The sequence below is a fragment of the Streptomyces sp. NPDC054840 genome (genome assembly GCF_053611065.1).
Genome location: NZ_JBSGZP010000808.1, coordinates 1 through 3,000 on the forward strand (window position 1 = coordinate 1; position 3,000 = coordinate 3,000).

The window sequence follows — 3,000 nt, forward strand, 5'->3', positions numbered from 1 at the left end:
GACTGGGCCTCATCGCCCTGATCATCACGAATCTCCTGTGGCCCGGATCGACCGACCTCACCGGAGTGCCGCAGCCCTGGGCGTTCCTGTTCTCCCTGCTCTACCTGTTCGAGTGTGTCGCCTTCGGGGTCGGGGTGGTCTTCCTCTTCGGCGGCCGCGCCCGGATGCTGCGCCAACGCCGTGGCCCCTCCCTCACCGTGGCCGCCCATCTGGCGGTGACGTACCTGCTCTTGGCCTGGTGGCCGCAGGACAACCTCTACCGGCTGGCCGCCAAACAGGACTGGCCGCGTCAGGCCGCGCTCGTCTACGCCTTCAACATCCCCCTGATGATCGCGGGCGTCGTCGTCGCGGCCTACGTCGTCAGCAAACCGGCCGACCCCTTCGACTTCCACGACCCCGTCGACGAATGACCCGACCACTGACCGCAGCCGGCAGGAGGCGATCGAGGTCCTGTCGGCCGCATCGCCGGGAGGTGCGCCCGGGGCGGAGCCGCCGCGACAAGGACTGACCCGCCGGGCGGCCTGGCTCGACGGCAACGGGCGGGGCCGTTTCACATCCCGGGTTGGTCCGATCGGTCCGACCGGCGCAGACGCCACCCCGCTCGAGCCCGGCCGTCCACGATCGGCGACGAGTGCCCGGACATGAAGATCACGATCCGCGGGTGGAGGGGGACGGGCCGAACATCGCCCCGACCGCCAGGGCCTCGGTCCGCACCAGTGCCTCGGCCGCGTCCAGCACCTCCCTGCTGTGCGCGGCCACCAGCACACCCAGCCAGGGCGCCGGTTCGAAGGCCCCGGTCGGGATCGCCGGCACGAACACCGCCCCGAGCTCCGCGCAGCCACGCGCCAGGACCGCGCACAACTCGTCCAGTTGCGCCTCCGGCAACCGCGCGCCCAGTTCCACCCGGTCGGCGATCCGTACGAGATGACCAGCGCCCCGCAGCGCGTCGAGCCGGGCCGCCACCATGAAGGCGATGGACGGCCCGGTCAGCCGCAGGTTCGTCTCGGTCGGCGCGAGCCGCCCCGCCCCGTCGGCGACGAAGTCCACGTCGAACCAGCCCCGGTAGCCGGAATCCGCCAGCTCCCGACCCACCGCCGTGCCGAAGGCGCCGAGGGATTTCTCCGCCCACGCGGGCACCACACCGGGGCCCACCGTCGCACCCCGGTAGCAGCCGTCCGCCACCTCCATCACGGCCCCGCCCACCTCGTGCGCACGGCCCGCGTCGTCGACGAAGCCGTCGTACGTCAGATCCCGGGGGCCCTCGCCGGCCGCGGACGCCGCACCGCCGACGTACTCCTCCACCAGCAGCGGCCCGCGCGGCAGCCGTCGCAGCACGGCCCGTGCCCCGCCCGCGGCGCGGACCCGCGCGGGGGTGAGCACCGTGGTGCCCGACCCCCCGACACCGTGCTCCGATTTCAGAACGGTGCTCTCGCCCGCCCTGGTCCGGGCCGCCAGCATCCGGGCCGCCGCCCACCGCCCGTCGGCCCGCCACTGCCGGGGGAGCACGATCCCGGGATGCCCGCCGTCCGCCAGGATCCGCCCGAAGAGCCCGTGCGCCGCCGACTTCGACTCGTAGCGCAGTTCCCCGGGCCGCCACGGCCGGCCCGCGAGCCGCCCGAACGACCGGGTGCGCCCCCACGGTACGAGGGGCAGCCCGGCCCCGGTGAGCAGCGCGGCCAGCGCCGGCCGGGCCCGTACGGCATCGGCGAGGCCGGGATCCGCCTCCAGCAGGCCGTCGTACACCTCGACCCCGGTCCAGCCCAGCTGGCGGCAGACCAGATCGATCCAGCCCCGCGGCACCGGCCGCGGCAGCACCAGCGCGGCCGGGTGGGGACTGTAGAAGGCGGCGAGGCACGCGTAGTGGTGCGCGGGCCGCTGTTCCCGGTCCAGGGTGGCGTCGGCGAACTGCGCGTTGAACTCACCGACATTGCCCAGGTGCACGGCCCGCCCGCCACCGGTCCAGGCCCGCGCCCAGCCGGCGAGCGGAACCGGCGCCACCTCGAACCGGACCAGGGCCGGACCGCCGGCCTCCCCGGCGGGCGCGGCCACCGCCACCGCTCCCATCGCCCGGTAGAACCCGGCCGCGTGCGGATCGGAGTCGATCACCAGCCGGCGCACCCCCAGCTCCACGGCCCGCCGCAGCACGTCCCGGTACAGCAGCCGGCCCACGCCCTGCCCGACGGCCGACGGCTCCACGAAGAGCAGCCCGAGCCCCGCCCGCGGGGGAGTCCCCTCCAGCGAGGCGACCCCGAGGACCTCCCCTCGCCGGTTTTCGGCCACGACGACACGGCGGGCCGTCACCTCGTCGGACCGGATCCGCAGTTCCGGGGCGCACGCGGCCAGGAAGGCGGCGTCGTACCCCCAGTGCGCCTTGGACCGCATCACCAGCCCGGTCAGGTCCTCCGCCTCGGCCGGCCGCGCGGCCCTGACCTTTACCATCTGCTGACCTCCCCATGGTCCGCGTCAAGGCCGTGCGATAGATTCGGCCTCCCCACTGCACATACTTTCCCACCCACGCGGAGACAGGCTTCTCAATGAGCGACATCATCAACGGACTTGGCCGCACCAGCGCCTACGGCGCCCTCGGCCTGGTGCTGCTGATCCTCGGCATCGTCCTCGTGGACGTGCTGACGCCCGGGAAGCTTCCCCAGCAGATCTGGGGGGAGCGCAACCGCAACGCGGCCCTCTTCCTCAGCTCCGCGCTCCTCGGCATCGGTGGCATCGTCTTCACCTCGATCTGGACGACGTACGCGGACTTCGGCAAGGGCCTGCTGTCCACCGCGGCCTTCGGCGTGCTCGGCCTGATCCTGATGGCGGTGGCCTTCTTCGTGCTCGACCTGGTGACCCCCGGCAAGCTCGGCGCCATCGTCGTCGACCCGGAGCCCCACCCGGCGGTCTGGGTGTCCTCCGCCTGCAACCTGGCGGTGGCCGCGATCGTCGCCGCCTCGATCGCCTGACGCGGAACACCCGTACCTGACGAGAGCGCCGCTCCTCCGGGGG

General features: G+C 73.7%; 3 protein-coding genes. 2 read left to right on the plus strand and 1 reads right to left on the minus strand.

Translation table 11 applies throughout. The annotated features are described in order from the left end of the window. Positions 1-410: hypothetical protein (locus ACWGIU_RS34335; RefSeq protein ID WP_453712017.1), on the plus strand; the 410-nt coding region annotated here is incomplete at its 5' end. A gap of 238 nt (positions 411-648) precedes the next feature. On the opposite strand, the gene ACWGIU_RS34340 is transcribed toward ACWGIU_RS34335, so the two are convergent. After that, positions 649-2,439 carry a GNAT family N-acetyltransferase gene (locus ACWGIU_RS34340; protein WP_453712018.1) on the minus strand — a complete coding sequence of 597 codons (1,791 nt, stop codon included), beginning with the start codon at positions 2,437-2,439 and terminating at the stop codon, positions 649-651. 95 nt (positions 2,440-2,534) lie between these two features. On the opposite strand from ACWGIU_RS34340, the gene ACWGIU_RS34345 reads away from it, so the two are divergent. Beyond that, positions 2,535-2,957, plus strand: a complete 423-nt coding sequence (locus ACWGIU_RS34345; protein ID WP_453712019.1) for a DUF350 domain-containing protein — start codon at positions 2,535-2,537, stop codon at positions 2,955-2,957. The last annotated feature ends 43 nt before the right edge of the window (positions 2,958-3,000 follow it).